Origin of the sequence: Ferrimonas senticii DSM 18821, from assembly GCF_000422665.1 — a bacterium.
GTDB lineage: Bacteria > Pseudomonadota > Gammaproteobacteria > Enterobacterales > Shewanellaceae > Ferrimonas > Ferrimonas senticii.
Window position 1 is genome coordinate 466,398 of record NZ_AUGM01000001.1, and the last position, 20,404, is coordinate 486,801.

The following is a 20,404-nucleotide window of genomic DNA, read 5'->3' on the forward strand; positions in this document are numbered from 1 at the left end:
CTTTCAAGGGGATTTATGAGCCATAAGTATTATCGAGTAGCACCGTTAGCCGCTGCGATCACCGCCGCACTCTCTTTTTCAGTTAGCGCCGTGGGCATACCAACGGCCTATGAGATAGTCGAGGGGCCGCTAACGCTCGATAATACCGACAGCGCCGTCGGTGTTAGCACCGACGGCGCTGCTTTATTTGGCGAGTCACAGTCTGCAACCGCGACGCCAAGTACATCTATTCCCTTCCTTGGCAGCAGTTTTATTTTTCAAGACGAAGCGTTCATCTCAATCAATGGTCAAATTGAACCAGCAGCTGAGCCAAACGTTGATCCTGAAACCGTTGACCCGCTAACCCCTCGGATCAGTGCTTTTCTGAATGGCACACAAGGGACGAATCTGTTTGGTAACGTCACTGCGCCGATGCAAACTGTCGAGACAACAGCGACCGACAGTGACGAGTCGTCAAAGCGTTTTTACCGTGATTACGAGCTTCGAGCGTTCATCAAAACGCCGGACGCTCTTACCTTCTTAAATCCAAGCGCAGATAGCATCACTTATAATGCGCCATTGGAGCCAGATGGCGATGATTCGACAACCGAAAGTAATGAGACCGTCGCTTTGACCGTTGGTGGGTTATCGTCGGTATCCGGTATTGATGGTGATCTGGCGGTAGGCAGCAGCACGGTTGAGTTAACCGATAGTGCCAAAACCGCCCTTAATAACTGCGTTGATACCACCATTGCCATTAACGACGATGCCAATAAAGCCAAAGCCCGTGCGGTCTGTGTCCAGGCTAGCCAGAATAACGGCCAAGTGGCGTATCAAACCCAAGCCAGCTTTTGGAGTATTGGCAGCGTTGTCGCTCCCAACAGTGATACGGGTATCGAGCCAACCCTGTTGCCACTCGGTTTTGACCCGGCTGACGGTATTAGCGCCAGCTCGCAAGCCTTTGCTATCAATAGCGCCAGCCAACACGTCGTTGGCCAGAGCACCCGGGTAACCGGCAGCGGCGACGAGCAAGCGGTGATTGCCGGCGGCCCGTGGGCGACCTATTGGAATATAACCAGTGTGGTCAACAGCGAACGACAACTTACTAACTCGGATGTCACTTTTGTTGGCCCTACCTTTGCTGATGACGAACGCTACCGCGCTTCGGATCTGGTGGCGATTAATGATAAGGGCATCGCCATTGGCAATCTCGCTTTGTTTGATGGCGATCTCGAGTTTGGTTTTATCAACACTGCTGAAAACCAACAACAATTTACCGTGCCAACACTGTCATCATCGCTGCCAGTGCGGGTCAGCAGCATCAATAACAACGACATCGTCGTTGGTTATCAAGAGGTGCAAAGCGTTGCGTCCTTTGCTAACGCGAAACATGGCTTTATTTACGATCTGGATCTTGATGACAGCAATACCGACCAAGCTCCAACTAACCTTAACCACCTCTTAACCTGTGAGTCACTCGATCTGAGTGACGAACCTCTTGAAGATGGCCGCAAACTGGCGAACATCATCATCACCAACGCCAGTCATATTGACGATGACGGTAATATCGCCGCTACCGTTACTCAGCGAGTAGAAACTGATGGGCAAACTCAGGTACTGAGCCGTGCGGTATTGCTAAAACCGGTTATCGATGGCACCAGCGCTTGTGATCCAAGCACGGTCGCTTACGGGCAAGATTTCGGTAAGCATGAACGCCAAGGCGCCAGCTTCGGTTGGTGGGCGCTGTTACTGGCACCAATGGTGTGGTTGCGCCGTCGCTTTGGTTGATAGCACGCTTGCATCACCCCAAAGAGCGCCACGGCGCTCTTTTTCATTAAAAAGTAATCTTGTTATCTCATAGCCTTAACAAATTGTTGCTGATAACCCCGGGCAGGGTGGTTGATCTTGAACCAAGATCGAGCAACTATGAGGTGTCGGCCGTGAGGCCCCGTTGTATGTTTACTCAACACAACTGAAGCAAGAAAGGTGGAATGCCAATGAAGCGACAGAAACGGGATAAAATGGAGCGAGCCTATGCTCGCGGTTACCAAGCTGGCTTGACCGGGCGCTCGAAAGAGCTGTGCCCCTATCAATCCGTCGACGTTAAAAGCCAATGGCTCGGTGGCTGGCGAGAAGCCATAGACGGCAAGATAACCGGACTGTTCAACAAATAACGAGACACTCCACCACAAGCCCTCAACGTTGAGGGCTTGTTTGTATCTGGCAGGGACTGATACGGCCAAATCGATTTTGCCTAACGTACCGATAGGGGTCTTAATCAAAGACAAGGCGAACAATGTTGTTACTATCGGCGTACCAGAGACAGATTACTAACCTGTCGATTTTGACACAACAAAGGGAATAGGGATGTCCGATACCATCTACCAATTTGAAGCGGCGCTAAATAATGGCGCCAACACTAAACTCGACAGCTGGCAGGGTAAGGTGTTGTTAGTGGTGAATACCGCCAGTGCGTGTGGTTTTACGCCGCAGTACGAAGGGCTAGAAAAACTGCAACAGCAGTACGGCGAACGAGGTTTCAGCGTACTGGCTTTTCCTTGCAATCAGTTTGGATCGCAGGAGCAGGGCAGTGATGAGGAGGTGAAGAACTTTTGCGATCTGCAGTTCAACATCAGCTTCCCACTGTTTAAAAAGATTGAGGTCAATGGTGCCAATGCACTGCCACTGTATCAGTGGCTGAAAAAGCAAAAGGGCGGGATCTTAGGGGATAACATCAAATGGAACTTCACCAAGTTCCTGATCGACAGCAACGGCCATGTGGTCAAACGCTACGCGCCAACCACCAAGCCTGAAAATATCAAAGACGACATCGAAGCACTGCTGGGCTGATTATATGCACTAGCTGGCGATTGCCATAAAAACAGGCCGCGTAACTACGCGGCCTGCTGTTTTGCAAGATAGGGCGACAATGCCACTAAAACGCTGAGGTATCTTGGAACACGCCGACTTTGAGATCGGTAGCGCTGTAGATTGTGCGGCCATCAACTTCCAAGGTGGCGTCGGCCATGCCCATCACCAACTTGCGGTTGATCACCCGCTTTAGATCCAACCGATAAGTCACCTTCTTAGCGGTTGGTAATACCTGACCGGTAAATTTAACCTCACCAACGCCCAGAGCGCGGCCTTTGCCTTCGGCACCTTGCCATGCCAAGAAGAATCCCACCAACTGCCACATCGCATCCAAACCAAGACAGCCCGGCATGACTGGGTCGCCTTCAAAGTGGCAATCGAAGAACCACAGATCCGGATTGATGTCGAGTTCGGCTACCAGTTCACCTTTGCCATAGCGACCGCCTTCACTGCTGATGTGGATGATCCGATCCAGCATCAGCATGTTGTCTTTTGGCAGGCGCGGGGAGTTGTTGCTGAATAACTGGCCGAGACCACTGTCGATCAACTCTTCCTTGGTAAATGATGCGCAGTTTGTTGCGATTGCTTCGGCTAGTGCCATGGTGTTGTAGCTCTCTAATTTTGAAGGACCTTCAGATTAGCGAACAACTGTACACTGAACAACTCCGATCAGCTGTTACCGAACAAGCGATCTCTCAGACGCGCTAACCAACTTGGTGGCAGTTCTGGACCGCCGGCCATCAGATCGAGTCGTTGTTGAACTTTGCCGTACAGGGTGTTGTCAGCAAAGCGATTATCCTCATCCGCTTGGCCAACCTCTTCATCGGTCAACAGCGCTAAAGCGTCTTCGACTTTATCGACATGATAAAGATGGAATTTGCCCGCCGCGACGGCATCAACCACATCTTGGTCCAAGTTCAGCTGACACAAGTTCGCCGTAGGAACAATCACCCCTTGCTCTCCCGTCAAGCCGCGGTAACGACATAGATGGAAGAAGCCCTCGATCTTTTCATTAATGCCGCCAATCGCTTGCACATTACCGAACTGGTCAATTGCGCCGGTCAGTGCCAGCGATTGTTTTACTTCGACATCAGCAATAGTAGAGATCAAACAGCAGTATTCTGCGAGTGAGGCACTGTCACCATCAATGGTTTGATAAGATTGTTCAAAGACAATGTTGGCACTTAAGTGCAGCGGCTCGTCTTGACCAAAAATACGGTATAAACAGGCAGATAGGATCATCATCCCTTTGGCGTGAATGTTGCCGCCGAGTTCTGATTTGCGCTCGATGTCAGCCACTTCGCCATCACCGTAGTGGACCGAAACGGTGATCCGCGCTGGTTCGCCAAAGCTGTGGCCAAGGTAATCGACAACGGTTAAGCCGTTAATCTGGCCAATCTCTTTGCCGCTGGTCTCAACTCGTACCATCGCTTCTTCGACGTTACGTTGAGCGTAGATCTCGACACTGTTATGGCGCCGCTGTTTAGCTTGCAGTGCCGCGTCAATGGCCACGGCGGTGAGCGCTTGGCTATTATCGGCTTGCGCCAGCAGTTGCCCAAGCTCATGCCAACACAACGTCAGCCGATGCTGATGCTCGCATAAACGTGAGGCGAACAATGCCAGTCGGTCAACCCCACAATCGGTTAACGCTTGGCCGGTGTAAGCCAAGGCAACGTTGTTGGCCGCCTGGGCCCACAGCATCTCATCTTGATCTTCATCTACGAACCATTCCGGCTGGATCTCAGCCAGTAGGCTCAGGTGATCAGCAAATTCCGGATCATAACCATGCAGGGCATCGTAGCTAAGCACATCACCCATGATCACCACTTTGCAGGTGACCGGCACGCGCACGGCGCTGCCACTAAACGCGATATAGCCGCGCTTTAGTGCTTCTTTGATAATGTGCCAGCGGCTTGGCTTATCGATTAAGCCATCCGCCGGTAATACCAATACCTCACAGCTGGCCAACAGGCCAGGGAAGTAGTGGCCTTGCTTGTCCAAGGTGCCGATCAAGGTTTTACGGGATAGCGGCTGATCGATGAACTTGATCCGCTCCAGTCGCTGCAATTCGGTAACGCTACCATCGTCTTTTCGAGCGGCAAATTCATCAGCGCTGAATTTTGCCAGTTGCTGCGCGCCATCTTGCTCAATCGCCACCAAGTGCCCAGCCTGTTTAACCAACGGTTGCTGTGCTTCCAAAGCGCGGATCAACGCTTCACTGTCAAAACCACCAATGGTAGAGAGAAACAGTTGTTGGCCGCGACAACGGGTAAACAACGACCACGCATCGATACAACGCTGTTGGCCCAGCAGCCAAGGGGATTGTTCGATAGCAGTTGGGATGCCGATGGCAAAATGTGGCTGTAAAGCCGAAGGCGATAAACGCAGCGATTGCAAAGTAGACAGCTCCGCAGGGAAAACCCTCATTCTATCACAGCTACCGCAATTTCAACGGCTTGGCGGTGGTGAAGTGACGTTTTATCGCTATACTGTATGCATGTACAGTTAAGGAAAAAACATGAGTTTTGCCCACCCATTGTTCGACACTGTCGAACGCTTCGAACAGATTAATGATGCCATCAACCAAACCCTTGCAGGTTACACCCTGCAGGTAAGCGCCGATGCTGGTTTGCTGTATGAACACGCCATCGACTGGCTGGTTGAACAAAAGCACAACGCCAACAATTACAAAAGCCACCGCAGCGAACTCACCACCTTTTTGATCTGGTGCTGGCAGGTGGCGCACGTCAGTGTCGCTGATGTCGATCGCAAGTGGCTTGGTCGTTATCTTGAGTTTTGCCAGGCGCCACCGAGCGAGTGGATCGGCTATCGCAACGTAGCGCAATTCAGTGGCAAAGAGGAGCGGTTACCCAACCCTAACTGGCGGCCGTTTCTTGGCAAACTGGCAGATAATGGCTTGCCACGGCCATACCTGTTATCGCCCGCCGCTATCAAAACCAAGTTGGCACTGTTGTCGGCGTTCTTTAGTTACCTTATCGAGATGGAGTACACCGAGCGCAATCCGGCAGCAACGCTGCTTCGCACTGGCCGCTTCGGCGTCAGTGCTGCGGTCAAACATGAAGACAATGAGCAGTTAAAAGCGTTTAGCGATCTGCAGTGGTCATATGTGATGCAGTATGCCGAGCAGCAACTTGAGCATGATCCACAGCAGCAGGGGCGCAGCTTATTTTTGGTGCAACTGCTTTACAGCTGTTATCTGCGGGTATCGGAAGTGGCGGCGCGGCCAGGTTATAGCCCAACCATGGGACAATTTCGCCGTGACCAAAAAACCGGAGTATGGGGCTTCTTTGTGCCGATAAGTAAAGGCGGTAAGAGTCGCACGGTAGCACTGTCGGATCAGATGTTGAGCGCACTTAAACGTTACCGCACCCAACTTGGCCTTAGTGAATTGCCAACGCCGCAAGAGCAAACGCCGCTGTTTATTCGTCATCGCGCCGCTGGTCGTGGACGTGACAGCGGCATTCGCAATGCCAACTTAGGTGTTCGGCAAATTCGTGAATTGGTCGATCAAATCATTGCCGGTGGCGCCGACTTGGCGATGGTCGATGGCTTTGACCAAGACGCCCGCGAGATGCGGGAACTCAGTGCCCACAGCTTGCGCCATTCGGGGATCTCCCACGACATCAATATTCACCAACGGCCGCTATCCCATGTGCAAGCCGATGCCGGCCACGACAGCATCGACACCACCAGTAAATATCTACACACTTCGCGGGTTGAACGCCATCAAAGCGCTAAGGCCAAACCACTCAATTGGTTGGCGGATTAGCGCTTTAGTTGGTGTTAATACAAACCGGCACCGGGGTGATTGCTGAATAGACCGCACTCATCCAAGTACAACATCAAGGTCTTAGGATCTTTATGGCCGGAAACTTTCATCACCTCACTGATTGGCGCGCCGCGGGACAGCGCCGAATCGATAAAGCCGCGGCGTAAGGAGTGGCCGCGGATCTCAGCACTTAAATGGCCGCAACGTTTTTGAATGATCCGGGCGATAGATGTCGGGTGCATCGGCTTCGCCAAAGGCGAGCCATTACGATTAGCGCGGCGAAGTAGGGGGCCGAAATGGGCACCGACTTGGGCAAGATAACGTTCCAACAATCGCAACGGGCAAGTTTCCGGAGTACGGCCGGCAACAATCTGCAACTGGCTGTATTCGTTGCGGCGTTTTCGCTGTTCAAAACCAATTACTGCACCTTGTGGGTACAGTTGGATGTGTTCAATTTGAATACTAGCCAAATCGCTGACTCGCATCGCTCCGGCAAAACCTAAGGCTATCACCAATTTATCCCGCAGTTCTACGAAACTCTGCTCGGTAAAATCCTGCAATAATGGGGTTAGCCATTGGGCTTGTAATCCGGCAGCCCGTTTCGGTTTTGATGGCAGCAGCCGAGCAATACCCGCCAATTGTTGGGCAACGATCGGATCGCGGGCAGGGTTGTTGTGCGGCACGATTTGATCAAAGAACCACTTGGCTGAGGTATAGCGCCGGCGAATGCTCCGGACCGCCAAAGCACTGCCGCGATACAGTTCTGACTCGTCGGTTTGACTGTTGTACTTTAAGCGGTTTAGAGCGTTGTCGGTGGCCATATGACTGAGCCACAAACAGATATCGGCGGCGGTCGGCGCCTTACTATTTACCCCATGAGCCTGACACCACACCAGCCACTGACGCAGATCCGATTGCCGCGCTAACCACGTCTTGGGGGCAACTCGAGCGCGATGAATTTCGGCTAAACGGTCGAGATCTTGCTGATCAATGCGCGCAGTAAAGTGCGGCATCAGTGCGGTGTTGGGATCCCGCTGAAGTTGAACTAAATCCACAGAACTTGGATAAATTATTAATATAAACAATAAGTTGACGGATGATACTGAGCCTTATTCATTAGATCAACTAACGACAATTAGTTGATCTAAAAAGATCGACGCAGATCATAGATAGGGCACTGATGTGCCCAAATGGGGATGCTCAGGGTCAGCCTGTGGTCTCTTCTAAAGCGGTATTTGGGGCAGTCAATTCCCGTACCATCCAGCAGATTGCTTCGGAATTGCTGGCCAAACGGTAGCGTTTTTTGATGAATTGCAGCGCAGCAAAGGCGTCAGCATCAAGGTCAATCGCTTTGGTTTTAGCCCGATTTCGATGCAAAAAACTGTTGTAACGCCGCCTTAATAGCGGCAATTGTTCGGCCCCAAACTGGTCACAAATGTAGCGATGCAGCTCCAGACTTAGGGTTGGATCAGACTGCAAAAAACGTTGTTGCCAGTCCGGCAATAACAGGTTCTGCACCTGGTGGCGCCACGATTCGACCTCAGCAAAGTTCATATATCGAGCTAAAAACAGATCGGTGCGGCTAACTAAAAAGGCAATAAAGTCGGGATCAAGTGGGCGCATATCACATGTAACACGGTAAAAATCGCCGAAGATTGTAGCCATAGATGCGTAAATTTAAAAGCAAATCAGTATGCTACATGTGATACAAGAAGCCAGAATGATCACATGAGATAAGAAGTCCATGGTGCCGGCAACAAACTCCAAGGTTTAGTAAAGCGAGATATTGGCAGTCATCACATGTGTCCAATGATGGTTCTAACAAACATGGCACAGCAACAGTCGCTAAACTTAAAGGCTCTGTAGGTACTGGAATTTACTGACATGACGCTGTGCTTTAATTTACTTGCCGAACGGGCGGCCAAGCTCGGATTTGGTATTCGCCAAACCGATGCGCAACATTTTGATCTGTACGCGTTAGACAACAGCGAAGGCTTACTGGATCAGCAGTTAACCCAGGCGGATCATCAACAGTTGCTGCAACAGCTGCAAAGCCTCGAACAGGATCAGTCATAAAAAACCGATGCACAAAAGATCCTGACAATGCGCATATGCAAAACCGTAGTTGAGATCAGAAGCTGAGATCAGACGTGGTCGATACAGAGAAAAACAGCCATCAATGCCGATAATCCTATTTATCGGCATTTGCCTAAATGGCAGCAAGTTGCGCTGATCCCTCGATTATCCTTCATTACATACAACTGCGCACAATGTATATTATGTTAAATAAGGAATTTGATAGATGATTTCGAGCAATGTGCTTCAGAATGCTCTCTTTTCTATGCTGATCTGACTTCTTTTCCTTAGGTAATACTGCAATCAATAACTGTATATACATACAGCTAATGGTAAATTCGATACCTAAATAGCCTTTTCCACGCCACGCTGTTGGTTAATGCAGCAATGCGTGCTGCTTTATTGCACGCTCGGGTAATGTTCCAGCAGATTGTGGGCACAAAAAAGCGAGCCACCAAGGGCTCGCTTCTTTGTGCTGACAGACACAATTCGTTATTTGGACCTTAACGAACGTGTTCTCCACGTGGACACCGACCTTCACAGTGATAGCCGATGTCACGAAGAACGTGATCAGGTAACGCCGATAACTGAACCTGACCACCTTTCTTGGTTTGCATGAAAGGCAGTGCCATCGCAGCACGGTTCATAAGTACACGCAGTTGGTTCAATTGAGCGGTCATGACTGACTCCTGAAATTTGATACAAACAAGTTGTTTCGTTGGCGCTATCTTCGTGCTTTCTGGGCTCTGCTTCAAACGAGAAATTATGCCAACTTCGATTAAGAAAAACTTATCCGAAATAACTTCAATGCACCGTTAATTCAGCATCTTGCTAACCTGCTGCCAGCATTATCGCTGTGGATATTTTAATCAAAATACAACCCATTGAATCAAATACTTAGCCACAGTAAGTCGGTTGTTTCACTGTCGACACGTGCCAGTTAACTGAAAAATCAGACAGTTGTAGCGTGATTCAGGTCACTAAATCCGCGAGTGGCCGCTAAACTTAAAGCTGGCTTTGGCTGCAGGATCCGACCTAGATGGCGCTGAAAACAATGCTCAATTTGCTGGTAATAGTGCTGACGTTGTCATTACCTAATCTATCGGCGGCAACCTTGCCTGAAGCCACCGATCTGCGGCAGCGACTGCAAAATCTACAAAGTGATCCGCAAGCCAACAGCGAGGCGATCAAACAGTTGGAGTTGGCGCAACAAGCGCTCAATGATTATCAACGTTGGCAAAGCCAACAGTCGGAGCTGCAGCAGCAGATCGCTCAAGCCGCCAAGATCAAACAGCAGCGACAGCAACAGATTGATAAGTTAGTGGCAGCCAAGCCCCCTGCCCTTAACAATGATCTGGCCGACGCCGAATTGGATAAATTACTCGATGATGCCAAAGTAATTGGCAATCAGTTGGCGGCTGAGATCGCCAACCAAAACGAACAGCGTCAACAATTGCTGCGGTTGCAGCAAAATTTACCGCAACAGATCGCCGAGATTGAGCAAAGCCTCAAGCAATTGCAGCAAACGGAACCGCAGCAGAGCGACAACCTTAGCCAACAATGGTATCGCCAGATCGTATTTAGCGAACAGCAAGCGCACCTGCAATTACTGCAACTGCAACAGCGAACACTATTACCACGGTTAGACCTGTCTAAGTTGTATCTGCAGTTACTGGATCTGCAACAGCAACAAAATCAAACTAAAACCCAACTGATCTCGGAGCGCCTGTTACAGCTTAACCAGTTGTCTGGGCAACAGATGATCGCCAGAGCCGCGCGCTTAGTCGCTGATGTGCAAACTCAGCAACTGCAACAAACCGACAGTTCAGTAACCGCCTTGACCACCAGCGTCACCGATCTTGCCAAGCAGTTTGAATCACTTGGTATTGAAACCGCCAAAGCACAGCAAGAGCGTCAGCGGCTGCAGCAGATCCGCCAACAAACCAGCCACACCTTGGCGCAGCTGAAAGAGCAGATCACCTGGCTGCAGCAAAGCCCGGAGTTTTCCGATGCGATTCGAGGTCAACTGAAACGGCTGCCGCTGGTCGACAACTATCGCGACTATCAAACCGAATTGGCGCAGGCCCATCTGCAGCGGTTTACCTTAAGCCAACATCAAGGCAATCATTATTCTGCGTCCGATCCGCAAAATAGGCCGCTGAATAAATTGGCTGACTTTGAACAGGAGTTAACCGACCAGTTGCTCAGCGAGTATGACCAATACATCGCCATCTTGACCGAACTCAATGGGCTGCAAACTCAAGTGATCCAAGAGGTCGCGGCTGAAAAAGATTTTTTGCGAGAAAAGCAGTTGTTGCTGCAAGGGCAAGCACCACTGTGGCAAGTACTGCCACAGCGCTGGCATGAATTTTTCGGCAATGCCTCATCAAGCGCCCGCTGGCAGTTCATCAAAGACACCTTTGCTGGACGCCATTTGGCGCTCGCTATCTGGCTGCTGGTTACTGTCGTAAGTTTAATCAGTTACTGGCATTTCAGCCGCGTACTCAAACACTGGCAGCAACAATTTGCCAGCAGCTTAGGCAATGCCAAAACTGATCGCTACGGGCGAACCTTGTCGCTTACGGTGGCGATCACCGCATTGGTGTTCTTGCCGGTGTTGCCACTGCTTCTAATCTTTATCTACTCCAGCATCCATGCGCCCTACTTTACGTCATTCGATCAATATCATTTGCTGATTGCGACAATGGTGCAGATCTACCTATGGGAATGGCTACTGCAAGCCAGCCGGCAACAGGGGTTGTTTGTCGGACACTTTGAATTTTCACTGGTCGGCTGTCAGTCATTACGGCGACTGCTCAAACGCTTTCGGCCGCTGTTTTACTGTTTCACCATCGGTATCTTAATCGTCGAGGCGTGGGCGGCGGATGCCGAAAGTTCGGCATTGCGGCTGATGCTGATCGGCGTTACCGCCATCTTATTTGGGTTTTACTGGCGACTACTTAGTACTCCGGCCATTTTGGCGCTGATCTCCGAATCTAAACCAACCCTGCTCTCAAAAATATTGTTGATGGCGATCGAACTGATCTTAGTGGTGGCAATTGCGCTGATCTGCGCCGGCTACTTCTATGCCGCGTGGGCGTTGATCTATTACCTGCACGCAGGGTTGTTAGTGGTGTTGCTGGTACTGCTGTTGCGACAACTTGGATTTCGTTGGCTTCGTGTGGAAGAAAGCCATCGCGCCTATCAGTTAGCACTACAAAAACGGGCCGAACAGCAAGGCGACGAAGAGGCGGCTAACCAAGAATTAACCTCAATGGCTAAAGTGGAACAACTGAGTAAACAGTCATTAATGGTGCTTAACCTGATTAGCTTGATTGCCCTGTTTGCGCTTGGTTCAGCACTACTGGCCAATACCGAACTAGCGCTGCAATGGATGGATAACATCGTGGTATGGGAGGTCAGCAGCGGCGAAGGCGCCAGTGCCATCACCGAAAAAATTACCCTGCGTGCCGCCATAAATGCTCTGGTACTGGTATCTATCTGCTTTTTTGCCGCGGCCAACTTACCTGGGGTGTTAGAACTGCTGGTACTGCATCATCTGCCAATGTCTAAAGGAGTTAGCTATGCCATCACCACCCTACTTCGCTATGCCCTGGTGATGGTGGCCCTTGGGGTTGGCTTGTCGGCGCTTGGGCTGCATTGGTCCAATTTACAGTGGTTGGTTGCCGCCCTAGGGGTTGGTCTGGGCTTTGGACTGCAAGAGATTTTTGCCAATTTGGTCTGCGGCTTGATCTTGCTGGTCGAACGCCCGGTTCGAGTCGGTGATATTATTACTATCAATGAGTTAACCGGAACGGTCACCCGCATCAACACTCGCGCGACCACCATTCAAGATTGGGATCGCAAGGAGATTCTGGTGCCGAATAAAGCGCTTATCACCGATCAACTCACCAACTGGTCGCTGTCGGACGGCATAACCCGGATCGTGATCCCCATTGGGGTGGCCTATGGCAGTGATGTGCCATTGGTTAAACGGATACTACTTGAGATTGCCGATGAGCACAGCGACGTATTGAGCGAACCCAGTCCTCTGGCACTGTTTAGCAGTTTTGGCGACAGTGCCCTGATGTTTGAACTGCGCTGCTACATTGAAACGCCAGACACGTTGGCGTCAACTCGGGATCAGTTAAACAGTAATATCGATGCCCGCTTTCGTGAGCACCAGATCGACATCGCCTTCCCGCAGTTGGATATCAACATTAAAACCGGCACCAATCCGCCGGATCTGTTGCTGCGCTAGCTTGATGCAATAATGCATAATTACTCAGCCACGGGCGCATCCGCCAACCAATCAAAATGCAGCGTCTGCAGCTTTCCGCCTTGGTCTTGCAGCCGCACCGCCAGCCGCCACACCATATGATCAGTCGCGCAACTGCCAACCATGGTTTGCGCGCTGCCGTGCTGATCAAACTTAACCGGGATCATCCCCATATACATATCGCGGCCGGTGATCTGCGCGGCAACAATGGTCTGTCCCGGCGCTAACTGCAACTGCAAGCTAAGTGGTGTTTCACTGGGTGCAGTAGCCGGCAACAGGGTGAGTCTATTGCCTTGTTGTTGGCACTCATGCTGCTGAAAATCACACATAACCGCCGCCCCAAGATGTGGCATGACCTCGCTGTTGGTCGCCACCGGTTGACAACCAGTAAGCATTACCAGCGCCGCCAGCATCTTTAACTTTTGCGTCACAAGTCCGCCAGTTTCACACTGGCAATCACAACCGTTTTGAACCTTAAGCTCTGATAAAATCACTATTAATTTCCGCAGCTTAGATTTTTCACATCGCCAGATTATCGCTACCACCAGCGGTTGCAAATGAAACGATAACAAGATGTGAACAAATGTTGGTCAATGGTAGATAAATTTGACACAGATCAATAGCTAACTCACGCATCGACTGGGTTTTTTGACATAGCTCAAGTAACATGGCGTTGCCTTGATCGGTATCACTGTGCGTAGGACATCGTGCAGTGTCGATGTCATCATGGCGTCATCAAGCTGTATCGAAAACGCAGCAGTTGCAGTGGAAGCATAACTATGAACCAGACCTTGCCGCAGACCGAGTACAACTACACCGTTGTACGACAGTTTGCCATCATGACCGTTATCTGGGGCATTGTCGGCATGGGCGTTGGCGTGTTACTCGCCGCCCAGTTGATTTGGCCTGAGCTTAACTTTAATACCCCTTGGCTGACTTACAGCCGTCTTCGACCGCTACACACCAATGCGGTCATTTTTGCCTTTGGCACCAGCGCGTTGTTCGCCACCTCCTACTATGTGGTGCAGCGAACTTGTCAAACGCGGATCTTCTCTGACAAATTGGCCGCCTTCACCTTCTGGGGTTGGCAAGCCATTATTGTCGCCGCGGCGATCACCTTGCCGTTGGGGTACACCACCTCTAAAGAGTACGCCGAACTGGAATGGCCGATTGATATCGCCATCGCCGTGGTTTGGGTGATGTACGCGGTGGTGTTCTTTGGCACCGTTATCAAGCGCAAAACCAGCCATATCTATGTAGCAAACTGGTTCTTTGGCGCCTTCATCATTACCGTTGCGGTGCTGCATATCGTGAACTCGATGGCAATTCCTGTCTCGGGGATGAAGTCCTACTCGGTCTATGCCGGTGCGGTCGATGCCATGGTGCAGTGGTGGTACGGCCACAACGCCGTCGGCTTCCTGCTGACCGCCGGTTTCTTAGGGATGATGTACTACTTTGTGCCCAAGCAAGCGGGTCGTCCGGTCTACAGCTACCGTCTGTCCATTGTTCACTTCTGGGCGCTGATCGCGCTCTACATCTGGGCAGGTCCACACCATCTGCATTACACCGCGCTGCCGGATTGGGCGCAGTCGCTGGGGATGGTGATGTCATTGGTGTTGTTTGCGCCGTCTTGGGGCGGGATGATCAACGGCATTATGACCCTTTCTGGCGCGTGGCATAAGCTGCGTACCGATCCCATTTTACGGTTCTTGATTGTGTCGCTGTCGTTCTACGGTATGTCGACCTTTGAAGGGCCGATGATGGCGATCAAGACCGTTAACGCGCTGTCGCACTACACCGACTGGACCATTGGCCACGTGCACTCTGGCGCGCTCGGTTGGGTAGCGATGATCTCCATCGGTGCCGTGTATCACTTGATCCCAGTGCTGTTTAACCAGCCACAGATGTACTCTGTGAAGCTTATCAACGCCCACTTCTGGTTAGCGACCATCGGTACCGTGCTGTACATCGTAGCGATGTGGTTTGCCGGGATCAGCCAAGGTTTGATGTGGCGTGCAGTCAACACCGACGGCACTCTGACCTACTCGTTTATCGAAGCCCTTAAAGCAACCGAACCGTTCTATATCGTCCGCTTTATCGGTGGCGTGTTCTTCCTGACCGGGATGTTGCTAATGGCGTACAACGTGTTTAAGACCGTGACCGCCGAGCAAGGCGAAATCCAACCACAACCAGCCGCGGCGTAAGGAGTAAACGATGAAATTCAATCACGAAACCATCGAGAAAAACGCCGGTTGGTTGGCGATCATGATTGTGATTGCCATCTCTTTTGGTGGCGTCGCTCAAATTGTGCCGTTGATCTTCCAAGATCAAACCACCAAGCCGGTTGATGGTCTGGAGCCTTACACCGCGTTGCAGATGGAAGGTCGCGATATCTACATTCGCGAAGGCTGCGTTGGCTGCCATAGCCAGATGATCCGTCCGTTTAGAGCGGAAACTGAGCGTTATGGCCATTACAGCGTCGCCGGTGAGAGCGTCTGGGAGCATCCATTCCTGTGGGGCTCTAAGCGTACCGGCCCTGATCTGGCGCGCGTTGGTGGCCGTTACTCTGATGAGTGGCACCGCATTCACTTGATCGATCCTCGGGCCGTGGTGCCAGAGTCGAATATGCCCGGTTTCCCTTGGTTAGAAGAGAACCAAGTGGATAGCAGCCACACCTTGGCGAAGATGCAGCTGTTTCGCGATAACTTCGGTGTGCCGTATGGCAGCGATGACGAGCTAGCTAAAGACGTTGCCAGTATCCAAGGCAAAACCGAGATGGACGCACTGATCGCCTACCTGCAAGTGCTAGGCACCGGTTTGAAGTAAGGAGCGCATTATGACTATTGGCGATTTCCACGCTTACTACACCTTGGTGTTATTTATCGCGATGATCGGCATCATCGCTTGGGCCTATTCCAAACGCAGTAAACCGGCGTTTGATGAGGCGGCGGACTTGGTGTTTGCCGATGAAAGCACCACTCAAGCCCGTGCCGACAAGGAGTTAAACCCATGAGTACAGGGTTAAGTATTTTAGTGATGTTCTGCACCACTGTGGTGCTACTTGGCTGCTACCTATTGCTGCGTTACTGCCTAAAGAACAACACCGAGGTCAAAGAAGGCGAGTCGATGGGCCACTCCTTTGATGGCATCGAGGAGATCAATAACCCGCTGCCGAAGTGGTGGTCGGTGATGTTTGTTATCACCATCATCTACTCGGTCGGCTATCTGGTGCTGTTCCCGGGCTTTGGTAACTTCGCAGGGGTGCTAAATTGGAGTTCATCCAACCAAGCCATTACCAGTATCGCCGAATCGGAAGCGGCCGCTGCTGCAGCGAAGGCCGAAGGCACTACCCTAATGGTTCAGTATGACCGTGAAGTGGCCCAAGCGGACGCTGCCTTCGGGCCAATTTTCAGTGCCTTTGCTACGCGTCCGGTAACCGAGCTGGCGACCGACAGCGAGGCCTTAGAGATTGGCCAGCGGTTGTTCTTGCAAAACTGCGCCCTATGCCATGGTTCAGATGCACGTGGCTCCAAAGGTTTCCCCAATCTAGCCGATACCGATTGGCTCTATGGTGGTACCCCAGAGATCATCAAAGCATCGTTAATGCACGGTCGTAACGGCATGATGCCGCCAAAAGGTGGTTTGCCTATCGATGACGCTGAAGTGCCAGCATTGGTGGAATATGTCCGCAGTCTTTCTGGAATGCCGTTCGACCGTGCCTTGGCGCCGGAAGGACTAGCCGCTTATCAAAAAGGCTGTTTCGCCTGTCACGGTATGAACGGCGAAGGCAACCAAGCATTGGGTGCCCCGCGTCTGAATGACAAGACCTGGCTGTATGGTAATCGTCGTAGCGACATCACCGAATCGATTCTGTACGGCCGCGCTGGGCAAATGCCAAAGTGGGATACCGTGCTGGGTGAAGACAAGGTGCATCTGCTAACCGCTTACGTTTACAGCTTGTCATTGGGCAAAGACGCGCCGGTGGTTGAAACCGTCGAGCAAGTGCAAGCCCGCCCTGCTGCACCGGGTGCCGCCGCCAGCAGTAACGAGCCGGACTTTGCCGAATTGGCCAAATTGCCGATGACTGAAATGCATCAAGACGCCGCGGCAACCGAGGCCGGTAAAGGCTTGTTTGCCGCTAACTGCGCAGTCTGTCACGGTCAAGACGCCAAAGGGATGGGTAACTTCCCTAATCTGACCGACAACGAGTGGATCTACGGCGGCAGCGTGGCCGACATTAAGGAAACTCTGATGAAAGGTCGAAATGGCGAGCTGGGCAATATGCCGGCGTGGGAAACCATGCTCGGCGAAGACAAAGTCGAAGTGCTCAGTGGCTATGTCTACGGCTTAAGCCAGTAATCACAACGCTAAGCCCCGCTTCGGCGGGGCTTTTTCAACTAAGGAGGTAAGTCACTTAAGTAACCAACTGACGATTAACGGCAAGTGCAAAGGCATGGGGCCCACCTATCCCTTTGGATTTGTAACACTCACCGGCCATTGTGTTCGAAGCCGCCGGTGTCGATAGAAGGAAGTATCGATGAACCCTACCCCTTGGTATAAGCAGTTTTGGCCTTGGTTTTTGATTGTGCTGCCACTGTGCGCAGTGAGCGCGTCGACCTACACCTTCTATTTGGCCAGTACCTCACCCTTTTCAATGGTGTCAGAGGATTACTACAAAGAGGGCAAAGGCATTAATCAAGACTTAAGCCGCCAGCGTCGCGCTAGCCAATTGGGGCTGGTGTTTAAGCTTGAACAACAAGGCAGGCAGCTACTGCTATCGCAACACGGCGGTGACCGTATTGGCACCGCGCTGACCATCCGCTTTCATCACGCCACCATCGCCGCCAACGATTTTGAGCAAACCGTCACCGCCTCAGGCGATGGTATCTATCGGCTTCATACCGAGCAGCCATTAACCGGTAAGTGGCGCGTGCAGATCGACAACTACGACGGCAGTTGGCGCCTACAACAAAAGCTGATGTTGCCCGTCGATGGTGGTCACTGGTTTAACTGATTGTAAGAGCGTGCTGTGTCATTACGTTGTTTTCACTGCGCCGAGCCAGTTCCCGCCGGCAGCCAATTCCATACTATTATCGATGGCGTGTCTCAGCCGATGTGTTGTCCCGGCTGCGCTGCCGTCGCCGACGCAATCCTCGCCGCTGGTCTTAGCGACTACTACCGCTACCGCACAGAACCTGGCGCCAAACAGGACTTACCCAGCGAAATCGCCAGTCTTGCCGCCTATGACTTGCAAGAGGTGCAGCACGAATTCATCGCCAACAGCCAACAAGGTGGTAAGCCGCGACTTGAAGTATTGTTGTCGATCGATGGGATCTCTTGCGCCGCCTGTGCCTGGTTGATTGAAAAGCACCTGCACCGTTTGGCTGGGGTACGAATTGACGTCAACACCACCACTCAACGGGCCCTGCTTAGCTGGCCAGAGCACGACTATAAGCTGTCACAACTGCTGACAGAGATCGCCAGCATCGGTTATCGCGCGGCGCCGTTTCAGTTAGACAGCCAAGAGCAGGAAAACGCCAAGCAAAGCCAAAAACTGCTGCTGCGGGTCGGTCTAGCTGGGCTTGCCACCATGCAAGTGATGATGCTCGCGGTGGCGCTGTATACCGGTTACTTTCACGACCTAGAAAGCCACTATCGGGACTTTATTCGTTGGGTCAGTCTGCTGTTTGCTACCCCAGTGGTGCTCTATTCAGCGCAGCCGTTTTATTTCAGCGCCACCCGTGCCCTGCTTGGTGGCCGTATCAATATGGACTTACCGGTATCAATTGCCATCTTGCTAGCCTATGGCGCATCGGTTAAAGCCACTTGGCTTGGGGTTGGCGAGGTATACTTTGAATCGGTATCGATGTTTACCTTCTTTTTGTTGCTGGGTCGATTGGCAGAGCAGCGTGCTCGGCGCAAAGCCAGCGAACACGCCAGTAACCGGCAAAAGTTGATCCCACTAACGGCGCGGCTGATCAGCGCCGATGGCGAACAGCAGATTGCCGCCAGCGGCCTCAGTTGCGACCACGTTATCCGTGTCTTACCGGGCGAACGCATTCCCGCCGATGGGGTGATCATCGCCGGCCAAAGCGACATTAACGAAGCGATGCTGACCGGCGAGCAGCAACCGGTACCGCGAAACGTGGGCGATACCTTATATGCCGGTACCATTAATTTGCAGCAACCGTTACAACTTAAAGTTACCGCTGTCGGCGCTGCGATGCGGGTCAACACCATCGTGCGCTTGCAAGAGGCCGCTGCCGCCAGCAAACCAGAGATCGCCAAACTGGCTGACCGAATTGCCAACTACTTTGTGCCGGCGCTGCTGCTGCTCGCCTTAGCCACCTACCTGTTTTGGCACTTTTACCAACCTGAACAGGCGTTTTGGGTAACCTTATCGGTGCTGGTTGCCACCTGCCCTTGTGCATTAGCCTTGGCGACGCCGGCGGCATTAACCTGTGGCACCGCCAAGATGACCGAGCATGGCTTGTTGGTGCGCAGCGCGCGGGTGCTGGAAACCCTGCCAAAACTTACCAGCTTGCTGTTTGATAAAACCGGTACCTTGACCGAAGGGCAATTTACCTTGACGACGGTCGAACCGCTGGCGACGCTCGACAACCACACCGTATTGTCGATTGCCGCCGCACTGGAAGCCCACTCCAGTCATCCTTACGCCCAGGCGTTTCGGCCTTATGCGCAGCCGCAATGGCGTGCCAGCGATAACCAAAATCACCTCGGCCAAGGGATCAGCGGCAGCATCGATGGTAAACGCTATCGTATCGGCACGGGCCAGTTTTGTGGCGCCAGCAGCGAAGATGGCATCTATCTGGCTGATGATCAGCAACTGTTAGCGCGATTCGTATTAGCGGACAAACTGCGGGTTGATGCCAAACACACCATCGGTCAACTGAGCCCGCACTACCACTGCGCCATGCTTTCCGGCGATCCCAACCCTCAAGCCGTAATGCTGGCACAAGAGCTAGGCCTCGAAGACGCCCACTTTGGCTTGTCACCAGAGCAAAAACTGGCGCAGATGCAGCAGTTACAGCAGCGCGGCCAACGGGTGGCGATGTTTGGTGATGGCGTCAATGACGCGCCTGTGCTGGCTGGTGCTGATCTGTCGGTGGCGATGGGACAAGGTACGGATCTGGCGCAGTGCAGCGCCGATCTCATTTTGTTGGGGTCACGCTTAGCACCGGTGTTAACCGGAATTACTATTGCCAAACAAACTCATCGGATCATCCGCCAAAACCTAACTCTGTCGCTGTGCTACAACGCTGCAGTGGTGCCACTGGCGGTGTGCGGTTTGGTGCCACCCTATTTGGCCGCGGCGGGTATGTCACTGAGCTCGTTAGCGGTGTTAGGCAACAGCTTACGGTTGTTAAAAGACAAAACTTAGGAGCCAA

Annotated in this window: 16 protein-coding genes and 2 pseudogenes; 13 read left to right on the top strand and 5 right to left on the bottom strand. The window is 52.0% G+C overall.

The genetic code is table 11. From position 1 onward, the window contains the following. Positions 1-15: 15 nt before the first annotated feature. From G506_RS0102145 to G506_RS0102155, 3 genes are all read left to right on the top strand, one after another. Positions 16-1,767, top strand: a complete 1,752-nt coding sequence (locus tag G506_RS0102145; protein WP_028115442.1) for a DUF3466 family protein — start codon at positions 16-18, stop codon at positions 1,765-1,767. Positions 1,768-1,976: 209 nt separating this feature from the next. Further along, the gene (rmf, locus tag G506_RS0102150; protein WP_028115443.1) at positions 1,977-2,153 is read left to right on the top strand and encodes a ribosome modulation factor; all 177 of its coding nucleotides are present in this window, start codon (positions 1,977-1,979) and stop codon (positions 2,151-2,153) included. A 193-nt stretch (positions 2,154-2,346) separates the two neighbouring features. Beyond that, positions 2,347-2,829: a glutathione peroxidase gene (locus G506_RS0102155; protein WP_028115444.1), complete on the top strand. Its 483-nt coding sequence runs from the start codon at positions 2,347-2,349 to the stop codon at positions 2,827-2,829. 85 nt (positions 2,830-2,914) lie between these two features. Here G506_RS0102155 and fabA read toward each other — a convergent pair whose 3' ends face one another. Next, positions 2,915-3,451 (bottom strand): 3-hydroxyacyl-[acyl-carrier-protein] dehydratase FabA, encoded by a 537-nt coding sequence (gene fabA / locus G506_RS0102160; RefSeq protein ID WP_051201826.1) that lies wholly within the window; start codon positions 3,449-3,451, stop codon positions 2,915-2,917. 68 nt (positions 3,452-3,519) lie between these two features. Continuing rightward, positions 3,520-5,277: a S16 family serine protease gene (locus G506_RS0102165; protein ID WP_084631078.1), complete on the bottom strand. Its 1,758-nt coding sequence runs from the start codon at positions 5,275-5,277 to the stop codon at positions 3,520-3,522. Between the two features lie 91 nt (positions 5,278-5,368). Between G506_RS0102165 and G506_RS0102170 the strand changes: the two genes are divergently transcribed. Next, complete coding sequence (locus G506_RS0102170; protein WP_028115447.1) at positions 5,369-6,640, top strand: tyrosine-type recombinase/integrase; 1,272 nt, start codon at positions 5,369-5,371, stop codon at positions 6,638-6,640. Between the two features lie 14 nt (positions 6,641-6,654). Here the strand turns inward: G506_RS0102170 and G506_RS0102175 are convergent, their stop codons facing one another. Next, positions 6,655-7,695, bottom strand: coding sequence for a tyrosine-type recombinase/integrase (locus tag G506_RS0102175; protein WP_028115448.1), 1,041 nt, complete (start codon positions 7,693-7,695; stop codon positions 6,655-6,657). A gap of 151 nt (positions 7,696-7,846) precedes the next feature. Beyond that, positions 7,847-8,263, bottom strand: coding sequence for a hypothetical protein (locus G506_RS0102180; protein WP_028115449.1), 417 nt, complete (start codon positions 8,261-8,263; stop codon positions 7,847-7,849). 261 nt (positions 8,264-8,524) lie between these two features. Between G506_RS0102180 and G506_RS0102185 the strand changes: the two genes are divergently transcribed. Together G506_RS0102185 and G506_RS0102195 are read left to right on the top strand one after the other, a co-directional pair. After that, positions 8,525-8,716 carry a hypothetical protein gene (locus G506_RS0102185; protein ID WP_028115450.1) on the top strand — a complete coding sequence of 64 codons (192 nt, stop codon included), beginning with the start codon at positions 8,525-8,527 and terminating at the stop codon, positions 8,714-8,716. 1,039 nt (positions 8,717-9,755) lie between these two features. Beyond that, complete coding sequence (locus tag G506_RS0102195) at positions 9,756-12,977, top strand: mechanosensitive ion channel domain-containing protein (protein ID WP_028115451.1); 3,222 nt, start codon at positions 9,756-9,758, stop codon at positions 12,975-12,977. A gap of 20 nt (positions 12,978-12,997) precedes the next feature. On the opposite strand, the gene G506_RS18495 is transcribed toward G506_RS0102195, so the two are convergent. Further along, positions 12,998-13,426 carry a hypothetical protein gene (locus tag G506_RS18495; protein WP_156904760.1) on the bottom strand — a complete coding sequence of 143 codons (429 nt, stop codon included), beginning with the start codon at positions 13,424-13,426 and terminating at the stop codon, positions 12,998-13,000. Positions 13,427-13,774: 348 nt separating this feature from the next. Here G506_RS18495 and ccoN point away from each other — a divergent pair, with 348 nt between their 5' ends. From ccoN to G506_RS0102235, 7 genes and pseudogenes are all read left to right on the top strand, one after another. Then, complete coding sequence (gene ccoN, locus G506_RS0102210) at positions 13,775-15,199, top strand: cytochrome-c oxidase, cbb3-type subunit I (RefSeq protein WP_028115452.1); 1,425 nt, start codon at positions 13,775-13,777, stop codon at positions 15,197-15,199. Positions 15,200-15,209: 10 nt separating this feature from the next. Then, entirely contained in the window at positions 15,210-15,821 is a 612-nt protein-coding gene (ccoO, locus tag G506_RS0102215; protein ID WP_028115453.1) for a cytochrome-c oxidase, cbb3-type subunit II, read from the top strand. Positions 15,822-15,831: 10 nt separating this feature from the next. Continuing rightward, positions 15,832-16,008, top strand: coding sequence for a cbb3-type cytochrome oxidase subunit 3 (locus G506_RS20595; protein WP_084631080.1), 177 nt, complete (start codon positions 15,832-15,834; stop codon positions 16,006-16,008). Beyond that, positions 16,005-16,958: pseudogene (gene ccoP / locus G506_RS18500) on the top strand (cytochrome-c oxidase, cbb3-type subunit III); the annotation flags it as partial. The gene G506_RS20595 and the pseudogene ccoP, both read left to right, overlap by 4 nt. Before the next feature lie 156 nt (positions 16,959-17,114). Beyond that, positions 17,115-17,354, top strand: a pseudogene (locus G506_RS21120) (c-type cytochrome); the annotation flags it as partial. 178 nt (positions 17,355-17,532) lie between these two features. After that, positions 17,533-18,009 (top strand): FixH family protein, encoded by a 477-nt coding sequence (locus G506_RS0102230; protein ID WP_028115454.1) that lies wholly within the window; start codon positions 17,533-17,535, stop codon positions 18,007-18,009. 15 nt (positions 18,010-18,024) lie between these two features. After that, positions 18,025-20,397 carry a heavy metal translocating P-type ATPase gene (locus tag G506_RS0102235; RefSeq protein WP_028115455.1) on the top strand — a complete coding sequence of 791 codons (2,373 nt, stop codon included), beginning with the start codon at positions 18,025-18,027 and terminating at the stop codon, positions 20,395-20,397. Positions 20,398-20,404 lie beyond the last annotated feature (7 nt).